Source organism: Mesorhizobium sp. M7A.F.Ca.US.011.01.1.1 (genome assembly GCF_003998295.1).
Classification (GTDB): domain Bacteria; phylum Pseudomonadota; class Alphaproteobacteria; order Rhizobiales; family Rhizobiaceae; genus Mesorhizobium.
Genome location: NZ_RZRT01000041.1, coordinates 1 through 26,814 on the forward strand (window position 1 = coordinate 1; position 26,814 = coordinate 26,814).

Genomic DNA, 26,814 nt, shown 5'->3' on the forward strand with positions numbered 1-26,814 from the left:
TGCCAAGCGAACAGTCGAAACCGTCTGTGACGCCATCGGCCAAATCCTCGGCACCGTCACGTCAACCGAATGCCGAAATTACTTCACAGAGGCAGGCTATGCCCAACCTAAATTCATCCCGCTCTAGTCTAATGATGTGGAGAAGGTGGTAGCGCTCTGCCGCTACCAACCTAGACGCAATATCGTACGGACCGTCTTTTTTCGAAACAGCATCGTAAAAGCGAACGGACCTGACGCGTCTTAAGGTAGACGATTTCGTCTATCTGGAAATACCAAGTGAGCGAGAAGATCGTCGCTCCCGAACCCGCCTGACTTTGAGACGATGACAGCGCCATTCCATGCGGCCGACACCATCCTGCTGACCGCCACGCCGGGCTCGTAGAGTCCCTCGCACAAGAACTGGCTGGCTCCGCAGATGCCTGCCAGCAGCCGCAGCGTCGACCCGCCTGTCACCAAGACCGAACGCGGCGTCGGCAGCCTGGCCACAAGCTGGATGAGCGATCGCTCGATGACAAGGCGCGCCTGGGATTCCGAAGCAGCGTGGGGGGGCGCGAGCAAAACAAACGGTGGTTCGAGAGACATGGGACTGGAGCCGTCCATCATGACGGTCTTCAGCCCGCTGACCGCCGCGACCTGGCGCAAAGCAACCGGATGGTTCGTGCCGCAGATGGCGAGATCGAGTGCCGGTGGCCGAAGATGGGCCGTCCGACTTCCAGCGAGCATGGAGGCCAATCCACCTGAGCCGACATAAAGATCCTCGCTATCCACTCCAAAGGCTGCAATCGCCGCGGCAAGCTCGGCATCGCTTGACGCATCGGCGACAAAAAATCCCTCCCTTGCGCAGGCCTCGCCGATCATGGCAGCCGGAACCCCGTGGCCCAATAATGCATCGACAAGTGCCGGACCGACGGGTGTTATCCCATCCTGCGATACTACGTGCTGCCGGCCGTTGACTGTTGCCCGGCCCAACGCCGGAAAAGCAGGGGCGAAGAGGGCACGCCTAAACCGTCCGGCGCGAAAGGCCGCAACCGACTCTGCGACAGGGTGTCCACGCATGACGCTATCGATTTTCTTGAACGACAGCGACCGTGCGCCGGCTTTGCGATCGACAAAAACGCCTGTGACACGATCGTATGCCGCTCGTTCCCCTAAGTCCCGGCTGTCGAGATCAATGGCGTTGCAGCCGGAGAGGCCCGGCGGCACGTCGAGCCAGACCTTCACCGGTTTTTCTGAACTCGCGAAATATCCGGCCGTGTCGAGCGCACCGGTGATGTCGTCCGCGACGATCAGGACATCCGGCCTGCCAAGCCCGCGCTCGTTGGGGCTACGGTTCACGCAGCGTTCTCCGTGGTGAGCGACAAGGCATAGTCGATCGCCTCTATGAGGCTGCTTTCGCGGGCGATGCCGCGGCCGGCGATGTCGAAAGCGGTCCCGTGGTCGACGGAGGTCCGCGCGATCGGCAGGCCGAGCGTGATGTTGACGCCGCTCAGGCCAAGCCATTCACCGGTCTGCGGGTCGATCTGGAAGCCAAGCAGCTTCACCGGAATATGGCCCTGATCGTGGTACATGGCCACGACCGCGTCATAGGCGCCGCCGCGCATTTTCACGAAGACGGTATCGCCCGGAACGGGACCATGGACGTCGTGGCCGCGCGCCCTGTAGTCGGCGACGATCGGCTGGGTGATGCGGATGTCGTGGGTCCCGAAAATACCGCCCTCCCCGGCGTGCGGATTGAGCGCGGCAATCGCAATGCGAGGCGCCGTGATCCCCAGATGCCTCAGGGCTTCGATCGTCAGGTCGAGAACCCGCCGCATGCGCGGCTCCGTCGCCCTCTTCGGCACATCTTCCAGCGGAATGTGGGTCGTGACGTGGCTGACGCGAAAAGAACCGTGCGCGAGCATCATCGCGCTGTCTCGCGCCCCGGTAAGCGCCGCCAGCAGCTCGGTGTGACCCGGGAACCGATGACCGGCAAGATGCAGCGATTCCTTGTTGAGCGGCGCGGTGACGATGGCCGAAGCCTCGCCGGCCATCGTACGCCGCACACCCTCGGCCACGGCCTCATAGGCCTGCCTGCCGCCTTCCGCCGACACCCGTCCGATCTCGACGGCGGAACCCTCGATCGGCCAGATGCCGAGAGGCTCATCCGCATTCGCGACGTCGGGCAATGGTAAGGCCAGCGACCGGGCTGTCCCGCCCAGCGCCGCAAGTGACCCGATCAGGCGGAGTCGAACCGTGCCAGTCTCAAGGACCGCCGCGAAATGATGGGCGGCCTTGAGCGCGATCTCGGGCCCAACGCCGGCCGGATCGCCGATGGTGATGGCTATGGTCGCGGTCATTCAGCTCTCCACAAGCGTTGTGCGGACGTTCAAGACAAAAATCACACCAGGGGCCGCCCGCCGTCGACCGGAATGACAACTCCTGTCGCGAAGCGAAGGTGGGTCGCGACTGCCAGAACCGCCTCGGCAACATCGTCGGGCGTGCCCAATCGCCCGAGCGGCGTCCGGTTCGCCTGTTCATCTCGCCAGGACTCGTCGCGGCCCTTGATGAAATCGGTGTCGACGACGCCCGGTGACACCGACACGACCCTGATTTTCGGAGCCAGGGCGCGCGCCAGCGACTTGGTTAGGTTGTCGACAGCGGCCTTGGAGGCGCAGTAGGCGATGTTGCTGCCCATGGCGGTTACGCCGGCAATCGACGAGATGTTGACAACGACGCCGCTGGCGGCGCGGTCGAGCAGCGGCCGCATTGCCCGCGTCGCGGCGATGACACCGCGCACGTTGACGCTGAAGATGCTGTCGATCAACGCGTCGTCCAGACCATCGAGGTCCGGATGCGGCACGAAACGGGTTATGCCGGCGCAATTGACCAGGATATCGAGCCGGCCGAACCTTTCCTCGATCTGGCCGGCCAACCGCACGAGGCAGTCGCTGTCGGTGACGCTCGCCTCGGCGACGAGATGATCGCGGGGCGCCAGCGACGAGACCAGCGCTTCAGCCGCCTGGCGTGAACTGTTGTAGCCGACGACGACCGACGCCCCTTCCTGCGCGAGCCTCGATACGATCTGCGCGCCGATACCACCGGTCCCTCCGGTCACCAGGGCAACCTTGTCTTGCAGCATTGCCGCCATGGCCCTCTCCGTGTCAGACGCTGGTACGTTGCTTATAAGCGACGAGCGCCATGAGATTGCGGTCGCGCCAGGTGCTGCGTTCACCGAGGCGGGATGCCGATAGTTTCTCGCGGCGTTCGGCTTCGGCCTTGCCGATCAGCGCTTCGGACCAAGGTGCCGGATCGCGCCTTGCCAGTGCGATCGCGTGGTAGAGGGGCCCCAGACGCCGCGCATAGTCGGCAATCCCGCCAGGCGCGTTGAGGTCGATCGTCTCGAACGGTCCCATGAAGGACCAGCGGTAGCCAAGCCCGTGCGACACCGTCAGATCGATGTCGGCGGCACTTGCGACACCTTCCTCAAGCAACGCCCAGGCTTCGTTGAGCAGCGCACCCTGGAGCCTGTTCAGGACAAAGCCCTCCACCTCCTTGCGCACGACGATGGCCGCCTGCCCCACGGCTTCCATTTGTTCCCGTAGCCAAGGAACGATGTTTGCGTCCGTCCATGGCGCCGGAACCAGTTCGACCAACGGGATCAGATGTGGAGGATTCACCGGATGCACCACGAGGAAGCGTGCGCGTTTTACACATTGTTCCGTAAACGCCGAGGCAGGAATACCTGAGCTGGAGCTGCCTACGACGGCATCGGGCCGCATGGCCCGATCGATCTCGAGGCAGACGGCCTGCTTGACATCGCGCCGTTCGAGCACCGACTCCTGGATATAGTCGGCATCGGCAACTGCACCCTTGAGGGTGTCGACCACGCTTAACCGCCGCATGACAGGATCGATTGCATCGATCAGCCCGGCTTCGTGCATATCGGCAAGACTGGCGCGGATCCTGTCAATCACCGCCACGCGGATGTCGTCGCTGCCGTCATAGATGGTCACGTCATGACCCGCACGAGCGAAGACGATCGCCCAGCCACGGCCGACAAGCCCTGCCCCGACAATGGCGACGTTGCGAATTGCTTCCATCACTGCACCCGCGATTTTTCGCCGTCCGCGAGGCAGATTTCAGTGATGCGCAGACCATCCTTGGTAATGCGCGACGGGAAACGGTCCTTCAGCCGCTCTTCGTGGATGGGAATGACGCGCCGTGCCTCGTAATTCACCTGCTTCATCATCTCCTCGGTCGCCAGCACGAGATTGGTCTGGCTGCCGACCGCAAGCCCCACCGGGACGTAGAGCGTCTCGATATCGACGGCAGCTCCCGACCCCTCGATATTGTCGAAGACATAGACCAGATCGCCTGCCAGCACCCAGGTATCTTCGTTGCCGTTGCGTACGGTGACCCACATCGAACCGTAGGTGTGGCTATCGAAGGCGGGATTGAGATCGACATTCGGCAGCACGTCCTGCTTTGCCCCATCAATCGTCACCAGCCGCTTCTGGCGGGCCAGGTCGACACCGCGTACGATATCGCCAGGGTCGACGGCGACGTTCATCCAGCGCATGCGGTCCGGCAGCGACATCGCCCAGACCCATTTCGCGATTTCCCGCTCCTGGATGTAGAAGGTCGCTTTAGGGAAGTCCTCGACATTGCCGAAATGGTCGAAATGGGCGTGGGTGACGAAAACCGTGTCGACGTCCATCGGCGACAGGCCGATCTCGTCGAGAACGACCTCGGGTGAGTGCCAGTTCTCGACGCCGAACTTGTCGCCGAGATGTTTGCCGTAGTCCTTGTTGTTGTAGCCAACATCGACCATGGCGACGTGGCCGTTGCCCTTGATCAGCGCATAGCAGTAGGGAAGCTTGACGTGACCCTGATTGTGAGCGCCGTAGAGCACGCCGCTCTTGTGGTAGTTGGTGACGTAGCTGTACTCAAGCACCCAGATCGAATATTGACCCATCGTTTCCTCCCTGTTTTCGCCAGCGCTGTGCACAGCTGCAGCAGGCATGATTGAAATCGATCGGCGTCATGCCGGCGCGCGGCTCCGACGCCGCCTGCAGCCATGCATAGGCGTGCTTGATCCTCTCCGCTGCCCGGTCGAGATGCTGCTGCCAGTCGCGCCGCAGCCGGGCCAAGCCGAATTCGTCAAGCACTTCGCCGATCGTCGCGTGCGCGGTCTCCAGGCGCACGCGATGGGCCTCCAGACCGTGCGGCGTCTGCAAGGCGCCCAGGCGCTGCTTGACCTCGGCCCATTGTTCACAGGCCGCCGGGATATCCGGCAAGTCGAGCACATCGCGGCGACCGCCAGCTTCGGCCAAAACCAGCAAGCCCGCGACCTGCCCGATCAGCCGGCGCAGGCCGTCATAGATGGGACGGGTGGCGACCACGTAGCGGACGACGGCCTCGTCGGTCGCCCCGTCCTTGTCGATGGCTGTTTGGAATTGCCCGCTTTCAGCGTCCGACGGCTGCGGCGCTGCAACCAGCTCGCAGTCGTAGCGGTGAACGTTGACCGCGCGTTCGAAGAAGCGCTTTGCGGATAGATCAGTCATAATGCCTCCTGCGCGTCGTCGCGCGCTCGATCACGGCGCCTGGCGCAATCATCTGCACGACCGGCTCCCGGCCAGCATTCGTGCCCAGTTCCTTGGCCAGCGAAATCGTCGCCTCCAACATCTTTTCGATGGGCTGCTTGACGGTCGTCAGCCCGTGCGAAGGCCAATGCGCCATTTCGATATCGTCGAAGCCCATGATCGAGAGGTCGTCCGGCACGTTGAAGCCCAGTTCCCGAACGCCGTCGAGAAAGCCGATGGCGAGAATGTCGTTGGCGCAGAACACGCCGTCGGGCATCTCTTCGAGATCACGCAGTTTGCGGGCGGCCTCGTAGCCGGCGTGGTAGCTGAACTGCCCCGCATCAATGACGGCAGGCGCTGCAAGGCCGCGCTCGACCGCGCGTTCGCTGAAGCCGCGGTGACGGGCGACATTGGTCGAGGCATCCGCCAGCGCGGCGATGTAGGCCAGGCGCCGGTGGCCGGTATCGGCCAGATAGTCGGCAATGCTGCGGCCGCCCAGGATGTTGTCGCAGGAGATGCCGAAAGCGTGGTCGTCGGCCGACAGCCGGTTGAAGAAGATCACCGGCGTGCCGGCCTTGCGGCACTCCTGCGCGGCTTCCGACGACAATGTTGCCGCGAGGATGATAGCGAGGTCGGGCTGGTAGTTGAGAAGAAGGCGCAGCGCCTGGTCGACCTCGCCCGACTGGTCGGCCGCGACCAGCATCACATTCATGTCGATGGCGCGCAGCTCGGTGGTGAGCCGGGTTAGGACTTCCGGATAGAACGGGTTCTTGATGTCGGCGACGACCACGCCGACGATGCGCGTCTTCTTGGTGATGAGACTGCGCGCGAAGGGGTTTGGCGAATAGCCGATCTCCCTCGCGCGGTTCAACACCACGTCGCGCGTGCCCTTGGCGATCACGGCATCGGCGTGAAAGGCCCTGGAGACGGTCGAAACAGACATGCCGAGGTCGCGCGCCAGATCCTTCACGGTCAGGCGGGGCTTGCTGTTCTTGTTGCGGGCGATGACCGACATGAAAACTCCGTTGGCGCGCAGCCTTAGGCCTCGTTGCGACCTCCGTAGCGGCGGACCCGGATGTTGGCCTGCTCGGCATGTCCGTAGAAACCCTCCAGGGCACACAGGCGCGAACAGTACTCGCCGATCATGGCGCTCGCTTCGTCGGTCAGGACGCGCTGATAGGTGCAGGTCTTGATGAACTTGCCAACCCACAAACCGCCGGTGTAGCGGGCCGCCTTCCTGGTCGGCAGCGTATGATTGGTGCCGATGACCTTGTCGCCATAGGCGACATTGGTGCGTGGCCCCAGGAACAGCGCGCCGTAGTTGCGCATGTTGTCGAGGAAATAGTCGGGATCGCGCGTCATCACCTGCACGTGCTCGGAGGCGATACGGTCGGCTTCCACAACCATTTCCTCATAGGAATCGCATACGATCACCTCACCATAGTCAGCCCACGCCTTGGCGGCGATCTCGGCCGTCGGCAGGATCTTCAGCTGCCGCTCGATCTCCGCCATGGTGTCGCGCGCCAGCTTCGGCGAATTGGTCAGAAGCACCGCCGGGCTTGTCGGGCCATGTTCGGCCTGGCCGAGCAGGTCGGTCGCGCAGATCTCGCCGTCGACGCTGTCGTCGGCGATCACCAGCGTTTCGGTCGGACCGGCGAACAGATCGATCCCGATGCGCCCGTAGAGCTGGCGCTTGGCCTCGGCGACGAAGGCGTTGCCCGGACCGACAAGCATGTCGACGCGCCCGATGGTCTCGGTTCCGAGCGCCATGGCGCCAACGGCCTGGATGCCGCCCAAAACGTAGATCTCGTCGGCGCCGCCCATGTGCATGGCGGCGACGATGGCCGGATGCGGCCCGCCTTGGAACGGCGGCGCGCAGGCGATGATCTTCTTTACGCCGGCGACCCTTGCCGTCACCACGCTCATATGCGCGGAGGCGACCATCGGATATTTGCCGCCCGGCACGTAGCAGCCGACCGTGTCGACGGGAATGTTCTTGTGGCCAAGGACGACACCCGGGAGCGTTTCCACCTCGAGATCCTGCAGGCAGGCGCGCTGCTTCTCGGCGAAATTGCGGACCTGCGTCTGGGCGAAGCGGATGTCCTCCAGATCCCTTGCCGAGACTTTGGAGATGGCCTGTTCAATATCGCTGTCGCTCAGCCGGAAGCTCTGCGGCGACCACTTGTCGAAACGCTCCGACAGTTCCCGGACGGCGGCGTCGCCCCGCTTCTCGATATCGGCGAGGATCGTCTCGACGGTCGTTCGGACAACCGCGTCGCCCTGGGCGACAGCCTCGGGATCCCTGCCCCGCTTCAGAAAGGTCGGCATGTTCTCATCCTTGTCTTGGGTGGGATGGACGGCAGGGTGCCGTCCATCTATCGCATTGCTGGTCGTCAGGGCTTCACCGTCGCCTCAATCTTGGTGAGCTTGTATTCGTCGGCCGGGGCCTTGCACGACGAGCAGTTGATGCCGGGCGCGTCGGGCGCCTGCTTCACATCCGCCGGCAGCGGCTGGATGGTCGCTCCGGGCGTCGGCTTGCCCTCGAGCGCCGACTGTAGCGACAGTTCCGGCAGAAGCTCGGGATTGAAGACCTCGGTGACGAAGGATGATGGCACCTTGTCGGACGGGAACACGTTGCAGCCGTCGGCGAAGGTGTCGCCCTTGCAAGGCTTGACCTGATCAGCCGGCACCCACGGCAGCGGGTACTCGATGTTCATCGGCTTCAGGTCGCGCTTCTTGGTCAGGACCTCCATCATCAGCTTGAAGGCGTAGCCGGAGGTGGCGGGCGGCGAGCCGGCCGAGACGCCTTTGAGGCCCATGCCCTGCATCTTCGGATCGGCAAGGCCGAGGCGGAAGCCGTCGGAGTTCTCGCCGGTCATCGGCACGAGCTTGTTGCCCTTGTCGAGCTGCGCTTGGATCGCACCGTATTCGCCGGCCTGGGCCCAGATGCCGTCGACGTCCGGATGCGCGGCGAGCGCCTTGGCCGTCTCCTGCTGCGTGGTGCGGTCATCCCAGTAGGAATAGTATTCCGCGACCACCTTGATGCCGGGATACTGTTTGAAGATGTGCATCGCGCCGTCGGTGTGACGCTTGTCGACCGAGTTGCCCGGAACGCCGCGGCTCAGGAAGATGCTGCCCTTGCCGCCGAGAATGTTGACCAGCGCCTGGGCGGTGTTCTCGCCGAAGCCGGCGGTGATGTAGCTGACATTGTAGGCGCAGGGCTCGGTCACCGTTGCGTCATACATGAAGAAGAGCACGCCCTTCTGGCAGCCGCGATGGATGGTGCGGTTCAGCGCCGTCGACGAGATCGGGAAGCTGATGATGCCGTCGGCTCCATCCTGGATCATGCTCTCATAGGCCGAGATCTGCGCCTGCGGATCGGTGCCGGAGATGACCTCCTTCAGCTCCACGGTCTTGTCGTAAGGCGGCGTCTGCGCCAGCGCCTTGACGATGTTTGCGGCCTCCGACTGCCAGGAATTGCCGCTGTAGCTCAGCGACAGATAGACCTTGAGCTTCTTGTCCTGCGCGTCGGCATGGTCGATGACCGTCGCAACGCCCGCAGTTGTGGCAAGCGTCAGCGACGCGGCCAGTCCCAGTCTTCTTAACAGCTTCATTTCCATCAACCTCCCTTTGGAATTTGGCCCTTTCAGGTGCCGGACCAGAGCTTGTGAGAACGTTCTCACAATTGGACAAAAAGCATCACACGCAGGCGCATGGTCATTTCCTTCGCGTCAGCATCCGATTTCCGATGTGGGTCAGGAACTCGCCCCGCAGCACCAGCAGCGCCCCGACGATGATCGCGCCCTCGATGATAGTGCGCCATCCCTCGCTGAGCCCGATGGCCGAGATCATCATGCCGAGCGTGGTCAGAAGGATTGCGCCGCCGACCGTGCCAATGAAGGTTCCGCTGCCACCGAGGATCGAGGAGCCGCCGATCACGACGGCGGCTATCGAGGGCAGCATGTAGCTGTCGCCCATCCTGAGCGTCGCGCCGTTCGAGTAGCCGACCAGCATCATGCCGACGAAGCCGGCGCAAACGGCGCTGATTGCATAGGGCACGAGCTCGAGCCGGTTGACGTTGACGCCGGCGATGAGCGCGGCGTTCCTGTTGGTGCCGAGCGCGCGAAGCCGACGTCCTAGCGCGGTGAAGTTCTGCAGCAGCCAGCCGAGCAGGATGAAGGCGAGGGTGAAGTAGATGACCACCGGCACGCCGAGAAACCACGCCTTCATCAGCCATAACAGGGCCGATGGCGAACCGCCGCGCGGCGTGCCGCTAGTATAGCCGAGCGCCACGGAGGCGATGACGATCGACGTCGCCATCGTCATGATGAAAGGCGGCACCTTTAGCCAGACGATACCGACGCCGCTCACCGCGCCGACCAGGGCACAGATGAGCAGGATGGCCGGCAGCATGTACCAGATGCCGGCGTCGTTCGTGCCGATCCAGTTCGTCGTCAGAACGCCGCCGAGCGTGATGAGGGCGGGTATCGACAGATCCAGTCCGCCGATCAGGATGACAAGCCCCTGCCCGAAGGAAAGGATGATCAGGAAGGATGCAAGGATCAGCACCGTGAGAACCTGGCTCCAGGAGCCGAGCGCCGGGCTGATGAAGCGCGAGCACAACACGAGCACGATGCTCAGTCCGAACACGACAAGTGTGTTCACCGTTTCCCGGTCCAGCTTCTGCCTGCCGCGCTGGTCGGAAGAGGCGTCGAAAGGCATCGCCATGTCCTTGTGCGCGTTCACCGGGCGTCGTCCTTCTTGAGCAGGCGCGCCACCGCGTTGCCGAAGACGATCGCGAGCACCAGCACGAAGCCCTGGAAGATGCCGGTGTAGAAAGACGACACACCGCCCGAGAACAGCACTTTCTGCAAAAGCATGAGCGTGCCGGCGCCGAGGATCGAGCCGATAAGGCTGCCGCGGCCACCGCTGAGCGGTGTGCCGCCAAGCGCCACGGCGGCAAAGGTGAGCATCAGGAATGGAGTGCCCGCCGTCGGATTGCCGGTCGCGGTCTGGGCGCTCAGCATGAAGCCGGCGACGCCATAGAGGATGCCAGCGCCAACGAAGGCAGTAATGCGCACGCCCGATACGGCCACGCCGGAGTAACGGGCCGACTGCTCGTCGGCGCCGATCGCATAAAGGCCGATGCCGGTGTTCGTTCGCCGGAAGGCCAGCCACAGCACGACGGCGGCAACCAGGAACAGACCGGCAATCGGAACGACACCGAAGAGCGTGTCGGTCAAGGTGTAGGTGACGAAGTCAGAGACCATGCCGCCGGGCGCGTCGAGGATGACGAGCGCCAGCCCCTGGCAGATGATCATTGTGCCGAGCGTCGCCGCGATGGTCTGGAGCCCGAGCCTGGCAACCAGAATGCCGTTGATCATGCCGACGATGGCGCCGATCGCGCAGCACATCAGCAGGCTGATCAGCGCTCCGCCCGGGCCGTCGAGCGGATAGACGGCCATCAGCACGTTGGTCAGCGAGACGACGCCCGCGACTGACAGGTCAAAGCCGCGGCTGATGACGACCAGCGTCTCGCCCGCCGCCGCCAGCGCCAGCGGCGTCGAATTGTTGACGAGGTCGGTCAATGTGTAGACCGAGAGCGCATCGGGCTGCCAGAATGCATAGAGCGCGTAGAGCAGGACGTAGATCAGCGCGACGATACCAGTGCCGCTGATGACGGCGCGCCAGAAAGGCGAGCGGCGAGGCGCTGGATTTGCCGCGATCGCGCTCATGCAGCCACTCCCTTCGCCGCACCCCGAGCGTGGCCGATCAGCGCGCCGACGATGGTCTGCTCGTCGATGGCGTCGCCCTGATACTCGGCAAAGATGCGGCCGCCGTAGAGCACGATACAGCGATGCGCGAGATGGACGAGTTCCGGCAGTTCGGATGAATAGAATAGCACCGAGCCGCCATCGGCGGCGAATTTGCGAATCGCCTCGTAGATCGACTGCTTGGTGCCGACATCGACCCCGCGCGTGGGATCGAAGAGCAGTAAGGTGCGCGCGCCGGTCATCATGACGCGTGCCAGAAGCGCCTTCTGCTGGTTGCCACCCGAAAGCTCGTCGATCTTGAAATGCAGGTAGCGCTCCTGAAGGTCGACCGCCGCAGCGGTTTTCCTCGCGGCGCGGCGTTCGCCGGCGGGCCAGACGATGCCGCCCTGCGAGATGCGGGAAATGATCGGCAGCACCATGTTGCTGGCAGTGGTAAGGCCGCCGAGGATACCTTCCGATTTGCGATCCTCAGGCAGGTAGGCAAGGCCGTTGCCAAAATAGAGCGCGTCGCCTGGGCTGCCGATCTGAGCGCGCACGCCGTCGATCTCGATGCTTCCGCCCTTCGCCTTGACAAGGCCGACCAGTGTCCTGAACAGGTCGCGCTGCCCTTGACCCTCAAGCGCGGCGATGCCGACGATCTCGCCCTGCCTGACATTGAACGACACTTCGTTCAGGATGCCGCCCGAAACCCCTTTGACGCCTAGCGCGATGGGCGCAGCATCACCTGCTGCGGGCAATGTGCTGACCGTTTCACGCGCGCTGCGGCCGACCATCATCTCGAAGATGTTCTCGTCCGAGGCGCCCGAGAGCTCGACGGTGCCGATGCTGCGGCCGTTGCGCAGTATAGTGGCACGCGAGCACAAGCTGCGCACTTCCCCGAGGCGATGGGAAATATAAAGGATAGCGGTCTGCAACGATTTTTGCCGGCGCACGAGCTCGAACAGCCATTCGACGTCGGCCAGCGCGGCCGTCGGTTCGTCGAGGATCAATAATTTCGAAGCGTGGGTGAAAGCACGGACGATTTCGAGCCGCTGACGATCCGACAGCGAGAGCACGCCCACGGGCGTGTCAGGATCGAAATAAGCCAGACCGTAGTTCTTAAGCGTCTTTCGAGCGGAGGCTAGCGCCGCGCGATGCGACGCGAGACCGAGCCTGCCCCTGGGCATTTTCGGCAGCATCAGATTCTCGGCGATGCTGAGGTTGGGCAGCAGGCTGAGCTCCTGGAAGGCCGTCGCCACGCCCTGCGCCCGCGCACCGACGATGTCGTGCGGCGTATAGGATGTGCCAAAGACCGACAGCGATCCGCTGTCCGGCTTCACCACGCCGCTGAGGATTTTGACAAGCGTCGACTTGCCGGCGCCGTTCTCGCCCAGCAGTGCATGGACTTCACCCGGACGCAGGTCAATGGAAACGGAATCGAGCGCGACTGTCGGCCCGTAGGACTTCGCAATCTTGGCGATGCGAACGGCTAGAGGGGTCTCGTCCGTGCTCATCCCTCCTCCCAAGGTAAGGTCGCAACTGCTCTGAGAACGTTCTCTGAGAACGTTCTCACCTTTCCATAAACCGATGTTCCTTGTCAACCGGGATTGGCGGACGCGCTCGGCACGGAGTTGTCGGAATCCGATATCCGGATCATCCAGGGTTTCGGCCTGCCGACCGTTTTCATCGATACGTTCTACGACGTCATCGACGCCAATTTCGTCGACATGAACAACGAGGACGCCGTCCACAAGGCTCTCTCGCGGCTTCACAAACAGGGTTTCGAACGCATCGGCTTCGTCGCCAGCCATGTCGATACGACGAATTTCCGTCTCCGGCAGGATGCCTTTTTCAAGAACATGGCAAGGCTTGGCCTCAAGGTGAGAGAGACGGATGTCATATCCGTCGAGTCGACTTATGACGGCGCCTACAACGACACACACTCCCTGCTCCAGGGGGGTATCAGCCTTGCCGAATGTTATTTCTGTACCAATGACGTGATCGCCTATGGCTTTATCAAAGCCTTGAAGGAGTTCGACATTCGCATTCCTGGCGATGTCTCCGTCATCGGCTTCGACAATCTGCCGCTGAGCGCGACCATGGAGCCATCGCTGACGACCATTGACGTCTCGAAGCGCAAGATCGGCTATCTCGCGGTCACGGTCCTGGACGACCTGATCAACGCTTCGGAGCCCCAGCCATCGGTCAAGATCCTCGTTGGCGCGGAGCTGATCATTCGGTCCAGCGATGTTCGGAAAGACGCGCGGAAAATCGCGGCGAAACCGAAGCGGGCCCTGGCGACGAGCGGGAAGCCGCCGGCAGGCTAACCCCGCAAGAAGCGACACAATCAGGAGTCGGGCTCTGACGCGCTCCATGAGCTGCGAAGGGCATTCTCGAGCAATTACACTAAGGAGATGCTGGAAGCAGGCCGCATACCGTTCGAGCAATCGACTGGCGTCCAATGCGAGCCGGCCTGGTCGGAGGCGCCAGACTTCGCGAATCAGAGGTTCTCTACGGCCTGCGAAGAGACGCAGAGGGCGTACCTGCTGGACAGCCCGCAAAGCGTTCAAGCCCGGGGGCCTGTGAAATCTTGGCACATTTCATCTGATGCTGCGGCATGCTGGCGCCGTCGCAACGCCACAGGGATATGAACTGAATCACCGCACGATCCGGCCCGCGGATCAATCCTGGACGGAAAGGAGCACGCGAGCTCCCGGAACGGCGTAGAAGCGTGTAGCGGTCATTCCCCGCCAATTCTCGAAAGACCGCATTGGGCCGTAACCGGACTGTCAGGTCTCGGCAGGCATTTGAGATAAGCTGCCGTTCTCCATACGATCCCGAGTTGGACGATAAGACCAAGCGTCCCAACAGCCAGAAGCGGACATCGTCAAACGAGTTTAATTTACGCAGCCAAGATCGACCTCGCAGTTCGGGCCGATGCGACACCCATCCGGAACGCCATAGCTCAAGACCCCTCAAGCGCATCAGCGCAGCGTTGCAAAAGGTCAAGCTGCGTTGCGGACCTCGGGTCTGCCGTTCGTTCTCCTCCGTCACGGCTGGTATACGGAGAACCACACGCCTTCCTTGATCCCTGACCTCTCTGGACAGCATGATCCCGACCGCTTCCTGCAACGGAGGGGCGATCATTTCCACTAAATTCAATGCTTTATGAGGAAAGCCGATGGTACCGTTGGCTGGGATCGAGTCATGTTGCAAGTAATTGTTTATATTATATTTTTTTCTATTTCCAGACTCGATTTGTATCACAATAGGTGTCACAACATCTTCGCGACCCTTGGATGCCTTCGCCCACAGCTGCCGCAGCGCGTTTGACTAAAGCCACGCGCAGATCGGGTGTCGTGGCAGGTAAAAGAATATCGTCATTCTTCTAACCGATTGCGTCATACGAATTCACCGCCACCGGCCGCTCCCAAGCTAGTCGGCTCAGCTTACCTATGCACGAAGAAGCCGAAGCAAATCGTCATCAACATTCCCTACTCGAAGGAATAGGTGAAGCCCTCCTTGGAGGCGCCGACGGTTACCCTTGTCATCTTTTCGCCTTCGAGCGAGCGGTTCAGCACGCCGCGGCTCAATTCCGGCAGCAGCGTGTTTGTCAGGATGGCATCGATCATCCGCCCGCCGGATTCGATCTCGGTGCAACGGGCCTTGACCAGATCCATGACACCATCGCCGATCACCAATTCCGCATCGTTGGTTGCACGCAGCCGGCGAGCGATCTTGGCGAACTGATGACGGGTGATCGCTTCGATCATCGAATCCGAGAGCGGATAGTAAGGAATGGTCACCACCCGGCCGAGAAAGGCCGCCGGGAAGACCTTCAGCAACGGGCCGCGCAAGGCGGTGTCCAGATCATCGAGCCCGGCCCGCAGCGTGCCGTTCCTGGTGCGGTCCATGATGACTTCCGAGCCGACATTCGAAGTGAGCAGGATCAGCGTGTTCTTGAAGTCGATCCGCCGGCCCTCGCTGTCGTCCATCATCCCCTTGTCGAAAACCTGGAAGAAGATTTCGTGCACATCCGGATGCGCCTTCTCGACCTCGTCGAGCAGGATCACCGAATAGGGTTTTCTGCGCACCGCTTCGGTCAGGATGCCGCCCTTTCCGTAGCCAACATAACCGGGCGGCGCGCCTTTGAGCGTCGAGACCGTATGCGCCTCCTGGAACTCGGACATGTTGATCGAGATCAGGTTCTGCTCCCCGCCATAGAGCGTTTCGGCCAGCGCCAATGCGGTTTCGGTCTTGCCGACGCCCGAGGGGCCGCAGAGCAGGAAGACGCCCACCGGCTTTTCCGGCGCGCCAAGCCCGGCGCGGCTGGTCTGCACGCGTTTGGCGATCATCTCCATGGCGTGATCTTGGCCGACGACCCGCTCCGAAAGCGTGGTGGCGAGCTTGAGCGCCTTTTCGGTCTGGCTGGACAGCATCCGTCCGGTCGGGATGCCGGTCCAGTCCTGGACCACGGCGGCCACTGCGTTGCGGTCTACCGATGGCAGGATCAACGGTGTTTCGCCTTGTGCCTCGGCCAGCTCGGCCATCAGCTCGCGCAACCGGGCGAGATCGGCGGCAGGATCAGGTGGATCGGCAGCGTCCGGTGTCTCCGCATCGGTATTGGCAGCCTTGGCTTTGGCTGTTTTGGTATTCGTGGTTTCCGCCTTCGCCGTTTCAGCCTTGGGCGGCTCAGTCTTGGGCACCTTGGTCCTTTCTGCGTCCGCCGCTGCCGTTTCGGTATCGGCCTCAGCGGCAGCCGCCGCATCGAGCGGGACTCCTTCGCCGCGCAGCTTGGCGCGTAATTCGAGGATCTCGGCGACAAGTGCCTTTTCACGATCCCAGCGCTGCTGCGCTACGGCCAGGGTGACCTCGGTTTCGGCAAGCCCGGTCTCGACGCGCGCCTGCCGGTCGGCGACCTCGATGCCGATCGCGGCCTCGCGGCCGATGATGCCGCGCTCGACCTCCAGCGCCTGGCGGCGGCGCATGATGTCCTCGACCTCGGCCGGCGTGGCGTGCTGCGATATGGCGACACGGGCGCAGGCGGTGTCGAGAAGGCTCACGGCCTTATCAGGCAGTTGCCGTGCCGGGATATAGCGATGCGACAGGCCGACCGCCGCCTCGATCGCCTCGTCGAGTATCTGCACCTTATGGTGCTGCTCCAGGACGCCAGCCACACCGCGTAACATCAGAACGGCCACGGCCTCCGACGGCTCTTCGATCTTCACCACCTGGAAGCGGCGGGTCAGCGCCGGGTCTTTTTCGATGTGCTGCTTGTATTCGGCCCAGGTCGTTGCCGCGATGGTGCGAAGTTCGCCGCGCGCCAGCGCGGGCTTCAGGAGATTGGCCGCGTCGCCGGTTCCAGCAGCGCCGCCGGCGCCGATCAAGGTGTGGGCCTCATCGATGAAGAGGATGACTAGGGTCTCGGACGACTGCACCTCATCGATGACAGCTTTCAGCCGTTTTTCGAACTCACCCTTTACGCTTGCCCCTGCCTGCATCAATCCGACATCAAGCATGCGCACACTGACTCCTTGCAGTGTGGGCGGCACATCGTCCTGGGCGATGCGCAAGGCAAAACCTTCGACGACCGCGGTCTTGCCGACTCCAGCCTCGCCGGTCAGGATCGGGTTGTTTTGCCGCCGTCGCATCAGGATATCGACGATCTGCCTGATCTCCGGATCGCGGCCGACGACCGGATCGATCTTGCCGTCGCGGGCGCGCTGGGTCAGGTCGGTGGCGTATTTCGCCAGCGCCGAATCCCCGCCCGAAGCCCGCCGCGGTGCCTCCGCTGCGGAGACCGTAGTCGAGGCGCCGGCTTCGAGTGAGCCCTCCATCACATCGGCAAACCGCGCGATGACCGCGTCGACGTCGATCTTGTCGAACTCGCCGCTGATCTTCGACAGCAGGCCTTCCAGCACCGGCGTCTTCAGGCAAGCAAGAAGAATATGTGCGCTGCGGACTTCCTCGACGCCGAACTCAAGCGTTGCAAGGTTCCAGGCTTCCTGGATGGCGTGGAAGATATGGTCGGAAAATTCCTCGATCGACGTTGCGCCATAAGGCAGCTTATCCACCGCGCGGGTCATATCGGCTGTAAGCCGGCTCGCATCCACCCCCGCATCGGCGATTATCATTTGCATATCCGAGCGGTCGGAAAGCACCAGTTGCTCGATGAAGTGGACGAGTTCGACGTAAGGATTGCCGCGCAGTTTGGCGGTGTCTGCTGCAGCCTTGAAGGCGCGTAGGCCAACAGGATTGAGCTTGCCGACCAGTTCCTTGCGTTTGAAGGTCTGCGATGACCGGCGCTGTTCCATTGAACGTGCTCCTGCAATCTGCCAGTCGATAACCTGCCACATAAGCCGTCACTTGACAAAGCGCGTGATGGACGGGGCTCGATACGCGGCTCAGCCGCTACCTTCCGTTTGTGGAAAGTCCCGCACCACCAGCCGCAAATAACCACGGAATTGCCGGCCTCCATGCATGCATTTCACAATCGGGGTTCGGCAATCACGCTCAAGAGGCGGCGGCATTTAAGCTTCTGTTAATTTTTAAGCAGTCGTCGAATTGTGGTAAAGTACAACGGTGTGATAACGTTGGGTCACGTACGGTTTGAGGGCCGGTCGCTGGGGGTTGGTGTGATTGATGTCGCACTCTGGCTTACTCCGCTCGACGGTGAAAATCCGTCAGGGGAGGATTTGCGCAACGACCCGGCTTTTCATGAGCTGGAGCGTCGGACCGAGCCCGAGGTCAAGGTCGTCCACGACGGCAACAACAAGCCCACTTCGCAAAGCACCATTCCAGTCGACTGGTCCGCGGTGCTGGCAAAGGCGGCGGAATTGCGCGCGCATGGCCGGGACCTGCGCCTGCTCGTCATTGTCACGCGCGCGCTGGCCAATGAAGACGGACTGGCCGGGCTGGCGCAAGGCCTGACCCTTATTGCGCAGACCTTCGATCAGCATTGGGAAACCATGCATCCGGCCCTGCGGCCCAACGCTTCGCCGCGCGACGCCGCCTTGCGCCGGATCAACGCACTGCTCGATCTCCAGAATGGCCAGGACGGGCTGTTGGCGAACCTGCGGCAGATGATTTTCTTTACGCCACGCTCAATCGGGCCGATCAGCGGACGCGACCTGGAACAAGCCGCGCTCGACGACCGTGTCATGCTCCAGGAAGCCGCCTCGGGATTGAACACGGCGGAAAAGGCCGCACTGGCCAGTGCGCACGGACAATTGTTGAAGCGGGTGCGCGCCGGATGTGCGGCTCAGATTGATCAAGCCGCCGCAGAGATGGTCTCGCTGGCCGCCGACGCCCGGGCGGCGATCGCAGCCCTTGACGCTGTCGAAACCGCCCTCAACGCCCGCCTCGAGGGCGGCGGCGCTCCCGTTCCGGACTTGAACCGGTTTCTGCAGCGTTTGCTGACGACCCTCGAACGAAACTCGGCAACGGGTGCGGTGGCCAATAGCGTGGCCAAGACGCCCACTGCGGCAGAACCGGCAACGCCTGCTCGAAACGGTCATGGAGCCGATACTATGGCAAGTGCGGCAAGCTACACGGATACCAGCACGGGGCTTCCCGACCGAATTTCCTCGCGCGACGACGTGGTCAAATGCCTCGACCTGGTCGTCGCTTTCTACGACCGCACCGAACCGTCGAGCCCGATCCCGCATCTAGCGCGGCGTGTGCGCCGCATGGTGCACATGGATTTCGTTGAACTGATGGAAGATCTCGCCCCGTCTGGGCTGAAGGAATTCCGGCTCCTTGCCGGCGTTCCCGATGTCAAGAAGACGGCTCAGAAGGATGAAAGGTAACAGCACATGCCAGCCGAAAGCAAAGCGAAGGTCATCGAACGAAATCGCGCGCCGCGGGTGCAGATCGCCTACGACGTGGAAACCTACGGTAGTCCGACCACGATCGAATTGCCTTTCGTCATGGCCGTAATGGCCGACCTTTCCGGCGCTTCGCAGACCAAGGAAGCGTCAAAATCGGTGCTGGACCGGTCCTTCGTCGAGACCGACGCGAACCGCTTCCCCAAATTCATGGAGGCGCTCGGGCCGCGCGTCAAAGCTCGGGTGAAGAACACGCTGCCGCAAGCCGAAGGCCAGGAGCGCGACGAGGAACTGGCGCTCGATCTCACCTTCACCAAGATGGGCGATTTCGCTCCCGACAAGGTTGCCGAGCAGGTGCCGCAACTGGCCGAGATCCTCAAGATGCGCCGCCAACTCGAGGAACTGCTTGGCTTCATGGACGGCCGCGTCGACGCCGAAAAACGCATCGCGCAGCTTCTGAACAACGAGCCGCTGCTTGGCAAGATCGCCAGCCAGGCATTGGCCGACGACGACAAGGTAGGGGAGTAAACCATGGCCGAACAGCAAAAGACCGCCGCCGTCGCCGCCGAGGCCGAAGCCATAAACCTCGATGAATTCAGCGGGCTCCTCGAGAAGGACTTCAAGGTCAAGAAGGACGACAGCGAGAAGCTGCAGCAACTCGTGCGCAATCTCGCGCTCGCTGCGCAATCGCGTTCGGATACCACGACCATCTCGTCCAATGCGATCAAGTCGATCAAGTCGCTGATAGCCGGCATCGACAAGATGCTGACGACACAGGTCAACGAGATCCTGCACGCACCGGAAGTGCGCGAAATGGAAGGCACATGGCGGGGCCTCTGGTATCTCATCAACAACACCGAGACGGATCAGAAGCTGAAGATCCGGGTGATGAACATCTCCAAGGAGCAGCTGGCCGACACGCTCGAAGACTATGAAGGTCAGATGTGGGACCAGAGCCCGATCTTCAAGAAGGTCTATACGGACGAGTATTCGATGCTGGGCGGCGAGCCGATCGGCTGTGTGATCGGCGCCTATGAATTCTCCAACCACCCGCGCGACGTCGGTCTGCTGCGCAACATCTCCGGCATCTGCGCCTCGGCGCACACGCCGTTTATCGCAGCCGCCTCGCCGCGCCTGTTCCGCATGGACAGCTGGCAGGAATTGCCGAACCCGCAAGACTTGCAGCAAATCGTCTCCAACCCGGCCTATGCCTCGTGGCAGTCGCTGCGCGAGAGCGAGGACGCCCGCTATATCGGCTTGACCATGCCCCGCGTTCTGGCCAGGCTGCCCTATGGCACTGATACCGTTCCGGTGAAGGGCTTCACCTTCGAGGAAGAGGTGGAGGGCGATCACAACAAATATGTCTGGATGAACGCCGCCTTCCCGATGGGCGTCAACATCAACCGCAGCCACAAGCTTTTCGGCTGGGGCACGCAGATCCGCGGCGTCGAGAATGGCGGCACTGTGCTCAATTTGCCGGTGCACAGCTTCCCGACCGATGATGGCTCGATCGCGATGAAATGTCCGACCGAAGTCGCCATCGACGATCGGCGCGAGGCCGAACTGGCCAAGCTCGGCCTGATGCCGATCCTGCATCGAAAGAATACCGATCTGGCCGCCTTCATCGGCGCCCATTCGTTGCAGGACGACGAGACGCGCGCCGGCCGGCTGGTCGACCCCGATGCACAGTCGAACGAAAGGCTGAGCGCTAACCTGCCCTATCTCTTCCCGGTCTCGCGCTTCGCGCACTACCTCAAGGCGATTGCGCGCGACAAGGTCGGCTCGTTCAAGGAGCGCTCCGACATGCAGATCTGGCTGACCGAGTGGATCAACCGCTACGTGCTGGCCAACCCGGCCTTTGCCGACGACAAGGCGCGCGCCAAGCGCCCGCTTGCGGCGGCCGAAGTCCAGGTCGACAGCGTGGAAGGACGGCCGGGCTACTACAACGCCCGCTTCTACCTGCGCCCGCATTACCAGTTGGAAGGCATCAACGCCTCGCTGCGGCTGGTGTCGGAACTGCCGTCCGTGAAGACCTGATTTGCAGCAACAGACCTTGTTTTGTTTGAAAGCGGTGGAGAAAGACAATGCCAGTCAAGATTGATGGTTTTCTGAAGGTTCCCGATATCAAGGGCCCCAGCACCCGCGACGGCCACGATGACGAGATCGAAATCCATGGCGTCGACTACAAGATGGTCGCACCTTATGATCCGAATTCGCTGTCACGCCGTGGCCGCGTCTCGATGGGCATGATCAAGTTCATCAAGCACTACGACAAATCCTCGCCCTACCTGAAGAAGGCTTTGTTCGAGAACAAGGCGCTGGATGAAGTGGTGTTCTCCGCACGGCGGACCATCGACGGGGAGACCAAGGACTACCTGGTCGTCACCCTCACAGACGCCTCGATCATGGAATACGACATGTCGCAGGCCGAGGACGAGGCCGATCTGATCCAGGAAGAGGTCAGCTTCGCCTACAAGAAGATCAAGTTCGTCTATGACGGCAATGATGAAGCCGAAATGGATGTCTATGTCGGCAAGTGAGATTCGGCGGCCCGGCGCGGGCAAGCAGCAGATCGCTGGCGGCTTGCGGGCAAAAAGCGAGGCTGTGCAGCCTTCGCTATGGGATCGCCTCGTCAACGACCTGCCGGGCCTGACCTCGGAAATAGATGGGCTGCGCCATGTCCTGCTGGACGAGCTTGGCGCGGACCGTCTCGATACCTTCGTTGCCGGCAGTGCGCGGACCATCGACGCCGATGCGGAGCTGACGCCCGATCAGAAACGGCGTCTGCATCGCCTGGCCTTTCAGACCCAGCACCGCGTCGAGATCGAAAGCCGCGGCGTGGTGGTATCGGCCCGCGTGCTCAGGGAAGCGGTGCGGCGCGACATCGAGGCTCTGTTCAATACCGAGCGCTTCGAGGCCACGCCGCTGCTTTCCGACCTGGAAAACGAGCAGATGGCGGACAATCCACCGTCGCTCGCCGATTTTCCGGAGGTGCGCAGAAGCGTGGTCAATTACGGCGTGCCTTCCTTCTCGGGCCGGTCGTCCCGCGACTTTGACCGCGACGTACTGGCGCGTGAAATCCGCTCGGTGCTCGCCACCTTCGAGCCCCGGCTCAAGGAAAGCGCGACGAAGGTTAGCGTCACCCTGGGCGACAAGACCGTGGGCCTGAAGATCGAGATAGACGCCGTGCTGATCATGACGCCCACACCGGAACGCATGCGCCTGCGCACCACGATCAATCTCGACAACGGCTTGGCGCGGACCGAAATTAGGGACGCCTGAGATGGACCGGGTCTTCGTCGAATATTACGAGGAGGAACTGACCCATATCCGCGGCCTTGCGGCGGAATTCGCCGACATGCATCCGGCGGTGGCGCGCAACCTCTCCCTCGATACGGTGCCCTGCCCGGATCCTTATGTCGAACGGCTGCTGGACGGTGTCGCCTTCCTCGCCGCGCGTACCCGACTAAAGGTCGACGCCGAGCGCTCGCGATTTTCGCGCAGCGTGCTCGATGTCCTCTATCCCGATCTCGTCACACCGGCGCCGGCAACGGCGATGGCGGTGCTGAAACCCGGACAGCAGGTGCAGATCATGCCGGCCGGCCACGTCGTCAAGCGCAACACGCGGCTGGTCTCCAGCCTGCAACCCGGCCTGTCGACGCGCTGCACGTTCTCGACCGCACAGGACATGACCTTATGGCCGATAGCGATCACTTCGGTCAGCTATTTTCAGGATCGCAGCGCGCTGGCGGCGGCCGGCATCGGACCGATCGGCGGCATCGCCGGCGAGGCGGCGCTGCGCCTCGCGCTGACGCGGACCGGAAAAGGCAAACTCGACGAATTGGCGCTCGACCAGCTCGACCTCTATTTTGCTGGACGCACCAAGGCACCGCTTCTGTTCGACGCTATTTTCGGCGCTTGCGTGGCCATTGGCGCACGACCGGAAGGCAAGACCAACCGGCTGTCGCCCTTGCCGGCACCCGAAATGGTCGGCATCAGCGACGACGAGGCCTTGATGCCGCGCACCCGCCCGACATTCGAAGGCTACCGCCTGCTGCGCGAATACTTCATCATGCCGGAGCGCTTTCACTATGCGCGGGTCATGGGACTGCAACAGGTGGTGCGCAAATGCGAGGCCGGACTGGAGATCATCTTCCTGTTCCGCCGCCCGGTTCCCGAACTCGCCGACCTGACGCCGGCGGATTTCGAGCTTTTCGCGACGCCGATCATCAATCTGTTCGAGCGTGAGTGCAACGTCGTCGAGCTCGATCAACGCAAGACGCGGCAGGTGCTGCACGCCGACCGCACGCGGGCGCGCGACTTCGAGATCTATCGGGTCCTGCGCGTCGAGGATGCCGACAGTGAAGGCAGCGACGCCGAGATACCGGAGCTGTTCAGCCTCGGGCAGAACCGCGGCAGCGGCTGGGTATATTCGACGGAGCGGCGCTCACGCCGGGCAACGGAGGATGAACGGCGTGACGGCCTGACCCGCACCTCATACACTGGGGACGACGTTTTCCTGGCCGTATCGCGGCCGCTTGGAAACCCTGCGAACCGGCCGTTGAAGCGTCTCGACATCATGGCGCTTTGCACCAACCGCGACCTGCCGATCCTCGACGACAATCCGACCTTAACGCTGGAGGCCGGTGACCCGGTCGAATCCGTTCGGCTGCTCGGCGCATTGCGGCCGCCGCAGCCGGCCATCCCCGCGGCACTGCCCGCCGGAGCCGATGGTGAATCCCGAGCCGACGATCTCGCCTGGCGACTGGTGGCGCAGCTGGCGCTCAATTTCTTGAGCCTTGCCAAGGACGGCCGCGGCGTCGATCCGCTGCATGCGCTGCTCGATCTTTATGCCGACCGGGGCGATCCAAGCCTTGCCCGCAACGTGCATTCGATCGTGCGCATCGACTCGCGGTCGGTCATCGAACGACTGCAGATCGACGGGCCGATGTGCTTCGGACGTGGCACTGAAGTGACGCTGCATGTCGATCAGTCGGTGCTGGCCGGGCAAAGCACCTTGCTGCTGTCGGCCTTGCTGGCGCGGCTGTTTGCCCGTCATGCCGGAATAAACGGCTTCGTGCGAACCCGCACGCGGCTGCTGCAGAAGCAGGAGGATGTGCCATGGCCGATGACGCCCGGCAATCGCTACCTGATCTAGACAAGACGCCTGATCTAGACAAGGCCGGCCCGGACCGGGCCGAGGATCTGTCTGAAGCATTCGACTTTTTCGAACTGCTGCGCCGTCTCGAACAGCGGAGCGGCCTGTTCGGCCATTCCGGACGCCCCGACCGCGAGCCGGCAAGGCTCGGCCAGCATGTGCGGCTTGCCTTTTCCGCGCGGGATCTGGTGCAATTTCGCGAGGCCAGCGACAAGGCACCGGCCCGGGTCACGATTGCAAATCTCGGTCTGTTGGGACCTGAGGGGCCAATGCCGCTGCATCTGACGCGCTGGGTGCTCGACCGCCTGTCGCAGCGTTGGTTCGCCGGCGCCGATGCACAGCAGACCAGCGACACGACCTTCGTGGACTTCGTCAACATCCTTCAGCACCGCATGATTGCCCTCTACTACCGCGCCTGGGCAGATGCCCATCCGGCGGTCCAGGTCGAGCGCGCGGTCGGCGGCCGCGTTCGCGCCATGCTTGAAGCGATGGCGGGGATCGGGCTTCCCGGTACCCAGAACCCTGATCTCGACACCGTCAAGCTTCGCCAGGCCGCTTCGCTCGCCAGTCAGATCGATGGTCCGGAACGGCTGACGTTGTTCCTGGCGGAAGCCTTCAGGGTGCCGGTTCAAATCAAGGAATTCATCGCCGCCTGGATAACCATTCCGACCGGGCTGCAGACGCGCCTCGCGAAAGCCTATGCGGGGCTTGGCCGGGGAGCGACGATCGGCCCGCGCGTTTTCAACCGCCAAAGCAGGATCGAGCTGCGCGTCGGCCCTCTCGGTTTTGAGGAGTTCAAGGCGTTCCTGCCGGGAGGCTCGCGCCTCAAACTGTTCAAGCAGGCCGTTCGCGACATGGTCGGGGAGACGCTCGACGTCGACCTGCGCATCGTGCTGGCGCGCGAAGCCGTGCCGCCGCCGCGTATCGGCGCGGTCCAGCTCGGCCGGACCGCCTGGCTTGCGCGGCCCGCCGAAAGGGGCGATGCTGACGATCTGCGGCTGCGGACAATTGTCGGATGGCGGCCGGAAATGGCGGGGGTCGCGGCATGAGCCTGCTGCTGACGCTGGAGCAAGGGCCACGCACCCAGGCGGTACGACAGGCCCGGCTGGACGAAGGCGAGCTGGTGATCGGCCGCAGCGCCGACGCAGGCTGGCAGATCAACGATCCCGACATGTTCGTTTCCCGCGCCCATTGCAGGATCACGGGCGGGCGAGACGGCTATTTCGTCACCGACACGTCGAGCAGTGGACTGTACATAAACGACTCCGACAGCCCGCTCGGTGCCGGCCAGTCGACGCGCCTTCAAAGCGGCATGCGGTTGAGGCTTGGCGACTATGTCGTCCATGTCGACCTGCAGACGCCAACCGCCCAGGCACCGGCAGCAGCCAGCCAGCCGGTTCCCGAACGCCTGCCGCAGGCATCGCGGGGGCCGATAAGCATCGGCGGTGACGACTTCTTTTCCGCCAAGGTCGAGGAAGAGCCGCGACGGCCACGACCGGCCGATCTGCCCAACCCGTTCGAGCAGCCGGTTGCTGGCGCGTTCGAGCGTGCTGCTTCCAGTCAGCGCAGCTCGCCTGCTTTCGATGACCCGTTCAGTCTCGATCCGGTTTCGACGCCTGGGTCGACGGGCGTTGATCCTCATCCCGAAACTGGCAGTGCGACAAGCTTCGCGAATCCGTTCAGCATCGACCCGGTGCCTTCTCTTAATCGCCCAACTGAACCCGCCGCCGGAAAGCCGTCCGAATTCAATGATGACTTTGGTTTCGGACCAGCGGCCGCTCCAAGTTCGGCAAACGGCGTCGGCTCGAACGGACAGCGTGAGCGCATCGCCTCACGGCCGCAATCCGACAATCCCTGGGATCTGCCTGTGCAGGCAGCAGACGCCCCAGCGCGGACGGGCGCTGCCGCAAAACCTGCCCGCCTGCCGGCAGCGGCGCAACTGGGGGACATGGCGCTTCGCTCCGCGTTCCTGCGCGGCATGGGTGTCGAGGAAGCCGATTTCCCCGGGCGCGACAGCGTCGCGGAAATGGAGAAGTTCGGCCGCGAATACCGGCTGATGATGGAAGGCCTGATGCAGCTTCTGCGCAAGCGGGCCGAGGAAAAGGGCAACGCCCGCGTCGCCCAGACCATGGTCGGGGCATCCGAAGTCAATCCGCTCAAGTTCCTGCCTACGGTCGACGACGCCATCGTCACGCTTATCGCCGAGCGCAGCCCCGGATTTCTCGCCGGCGAAGCGGCAATCGCCGACGCGGTTCGGGATCTCGCGCAACACCACGTGCGCGCCTGGCGCGGCGTGCAGGCCGCTTTGCGACGTATGGTCGACCGTTTTGAGCCGGCGGCGATCGAGCAGGAGCTGAGGTCAAATTCGGCGCTCGGCAACCTGCTTGCGGGCGGGCGCAGCGCCAAGCTGTGGGAGCTTTACCAGAAACGCCATCGCGAAATCGCCGAGAGCGCCGAGAAAAGCTTCCTTGGCGAAATCGGCGCTGATTTTCGGGATGCATATGAGGAGGAGTGAG

The 26,814-nt window shown here is 62.8% G+C and carries 22 protein-coding genes; 9 read left to right on the plus strand and 13 right to left on the minus strand.

What is annotated here, in order from left to right:
- Positions 1-240: 240 nt before the first annotated feature.
- From EOA13_RS27135 to EOA13_RS27190, 12 genes are all read right to left on the minus strand, one after another.
- Entirely contained in the window at positions 241-1,335 is a 1,095-nt protein-coding gene (locus EOA13_RS27135) for a four-carbon acid sugar kinase family protein (protein ID WP_127296659.1), read from the minus strand.
- The gene (pdxA, locus tag EOA13_RS27140) at positions 1,332-2,336 is read right to left on the minus strand and encodes a 4-hydroxythreonine-4-phosphate dehydrogenase PdxA (protein WP_127296660.1); all 1,005 of its coding nucleotides are present in this window, start codon (positions 2,334-2,336) and stop codon (positions 1,332-1,334) included. The genes EOA13_RS27135 and pdxA overlap by 4 nt, the downstream gene beginning before the upstream one ends.
- A gap of 41 nt (positions 2,337-2,377) precedes the next feature.
- On the minus strand, positions 2,378-3,127 hold the full coding sequence (locus tag EOA13_RS27145; RefSeq protein WP_206535320.1) for an SDR family oxidoreductase: 750 nt from the start codon (positions 3,125-3,127) through the stop codon (positions 2,378-2,380).
- Between the two features lie 13 nt (positions 3,128-3,140).
- Entirely contained in the window at positions 3,141-4,079 is a 939-nt protein-coding gene (locus EOA13_RS27150) for a 3-hydroxyacyl-CoA dehydrogenase (protein ID WP_127296661.1), read from the minus strand.
- The gene (locus EOA13_RS27155; protein WP_127296662.1) at positions 4,079-4,954 is read right to left on the minus strand and encodes an N-acyl homoserine lactonase family protein; all 876 of its coding nucleotides are present in this window, start codon (positions 4,952-4,954) and stop codon (positions 4,079-4,081) included. Before EOA13_RS27155 ends, EOA13_RS27150 begins: the two co-directional genes overlap by 1 nt.
- Positions 4,926-5,543, minus strand: coding sequence for a hypothetical protein (locus EOA13_RS27160; protein ID WP_127296663.1), 618 nt, complete (start codon positions 5,541-5,543; stop codon positions 4,926-4,928). The genes EOA13_RS27155 and EOA13_RS27160 overlap by 29 nt, the downstream gene beginning before the upstream one ends.
- Positions 5,536-6,576 carry a LacI family DNA-binding transcriptional regulator gene (locus tag EOA13_RS27165; RefSeq protein ID WP_127296664.1) on the minus strand — a complete coding sequence of 347 codons (1,041 nt, stop codon included), beginning with the start codon at positions 6,574-6,576 and terminating at the stop codon, positions 5,536-5,538. The genes EOA13_RS27160 and EOA13_RS27165 overlap by 8 nt, the downstream gene beginning before the upstream one ends.
- Before the next feature lie 23 nt (positions 6,577-6,599).
- On the minus strand, positions 6,600-7,889 hold the full coding sequence (hisD, locus tag EOA13_RS27170; RefSeq protein ID WP_127296665.1) for a histidinol dehydrogenase: 1,290 nt from the start codon (positions 7,887-7,889) through the stop codon (positions 6,600-6,602).
- Between the two features lie 65 nt (positions 7,890-7,954).
- Positions 7,955-9,175 carry a sugar ABC transporter substrate-binding protein gene (locus EOA13_RS27175; protein ID WP_127296666.1) on the minus strand — a complete coding sequence of 407 codons (1,221 nt, stop codon included), beginning with the start codon at positions 9,173-9,175 and terminating at the stop codon, positions 7,955-7,957.
- A 103-nt stretch (positions 9,176-9,278) separates the two neighbouring features.
- Positions 9,279-10,307: an ABC transporter permease gene (locus EOA13_RS27180; RefSeq protein ID WP_127296667.1), complete on the minus strand. Its 1,029-nt coding sequence runs from the start codon at positions 10,305-10,307 to the stop codon at positions 9,279-9,281.
- Entirely contained in the window at positions 10,304-11,296 is a 993-nt protein-coding gene (locus EOA13_RS27185) for an ABC transporter permease (RefSeq protein WP_127296668.1), read from the minus strand. Before EOA13_RS27185 ends, EOA13_RS27180 begins: the two co-directional genes overlap by 4 nt.
- Positions 11,293-12,828: a sugar ABC transporter ATP-binding protein gene (locus EOA13_RS27190; RefSeq protein WP_127296669.1), complete on the minus strand. Its 1,536-nt coding sequence runs from the start codon at positions 12,826-12,828 to the stop codon at positions 11,293-11,295. Before EOA13_RS27190 ends, EOA13_RS27185 begins: the two co-directional genes overlap by 4 nt.
- Positions 12,829-12,945: 117 nt before the next feature.
- Between EOA13_RS27190 and EOA13_RS27195 the strand changes: the two genes are divergently transcribed.
- Positions 12,946-13,641, plus strand: coding sequence for a substrate-binding domain-containing protein (locus EOA13_RS27195; RefSeq protein WP_245490492.1), 696 nt, complete (start codon positions 12,946-12,948; stop codon positions 13,639-13,641).
- 1,167 nt (positions 13,642-14,808) lie between these two features.
- On the opposite strand, the gene tssH is transcribed toward EOA13_RS27195, so the two are convergent.
- Positions 14,809-17,628: a type VI secretion system ATPase TssH gene (gene tssH, locus EOA13_RS27200; protein ID WP_127296671.1), complete on the minus strand. Its 2,820-nt coding sequence runs from the start codon at positions 17,626-17,628 to the stop codon at positions 14,809-14,811.
- A 321-nt stretch (positions 17,629-17,949) separates the two neighbouring features.
- Here tssH and tssA point away from each other — a divergent pair, with 321 nt between their 5' ends.
- Genes tssA through tagH form a run of 8 tightly spaced genes read left to right on the plus strand, consistent with a single transcriptional unit; the run spans position 17,950 to position 26,813 of the window.
- Positions 17,950-19,122: a type VI secretion system protein TssA gene (gene tssA / locus EOA13_RS27205; RefSeq protein ID WP_127296672.1), complete on the plus strand. Its 1,173-nt coding sequence runs from the start codon at positions 17,950-17,952 to the stop codon at positions 19,120-19,122.
- Between the two features lie 6 nt (positions 19,123-19,128).
- Entirely contained in the window at positions 19,129-19,668 is a 540-nt protein-coding gene (tssB, locus tag EOA13_RS27210; RefSeq protein ID WP_127296673.1) for a type VI secretion system contractile sheath small subunit, read from the plus strand.
- 3 nt (positions 19,669-19,671) lie between these two features.
- Entirely contained in the window at positions 19,672-21,177 is a 1,506-nt protein-coding gene (gene tssC, locus EOA13_RS27215; protein WP_127296674.1) for a type VI secretion system contractile sheath large subunit, read from the plus strand.
- Between the two features lie 47 nt (positions 21,178-21,224).
- Positions 21,225-21,680 (plus strand): Hcp family type VI secretion system effector, encoded by a 456-nt coding sequence (locus EOA13_RS27220; RefSeq protein WP_023767750.1) that lies wholly within the window; start codon positions 21,225-21,227, stop codon positions 21,678-21,680.
- Positions 21,667-22,422 (plus strand): type VI secretion system baseplate subunit TssE, encoded by a 756-nt coding sequence (tssE, locus tag EOA13_RS27225; protein WP_127296699.1) that lies wholly within the window; start codon positions 21,667-21,669, stop codon positions 22,420-22,422. The genes EOA13_RS27220 and tssE overlap by 14 nt, the downstream gene beginning before the upstream one ends.
- Position 22,423: 1 nt before the next feature.
- Positions 22,424-24,298 (plus strand): type VI secretion system baseplate subunit TssF, encoded by a 1,875-nt coding sequence (tssF, locus tag EOA13_RS27230; RefSeq protein WP_127296675.1) that lies wholly within the window; start codon positions 22,424-22,426, stop codon positions 24,296-24,298.
- On the plus strand, positions 24,262-25,347 hold the full coding sequence (gene tssG, locus EOA13_RS27235; protein ID WP_127296676.1) for a type VI secretion system baseplate subunit TssG: 1,086 nt from the start codon (positions 24,262-24,264) through the stop codon (positions 25,345-25,347). Before tssF ends, tssG begins: the two co-directional genes overlap by 37 nt.
- Positions 25,344-26,813: a type VI secretion system-associated FHA domain protein TagH gene (gene tagH / locus EOA13_RS27240; protein ID WP_127296677.1), complete on the plus strand. Its 1,470-nt coding sequence runs from the start codon at positions 25,344-25,346 to the stop codon at positions 26,811-26,813. Before tssG ends, tagH begins: the two co-directional genes overlap by 4 nt.
- The last annotated feature ends 1 nt before the right edge of the window (position 26,814 follow it).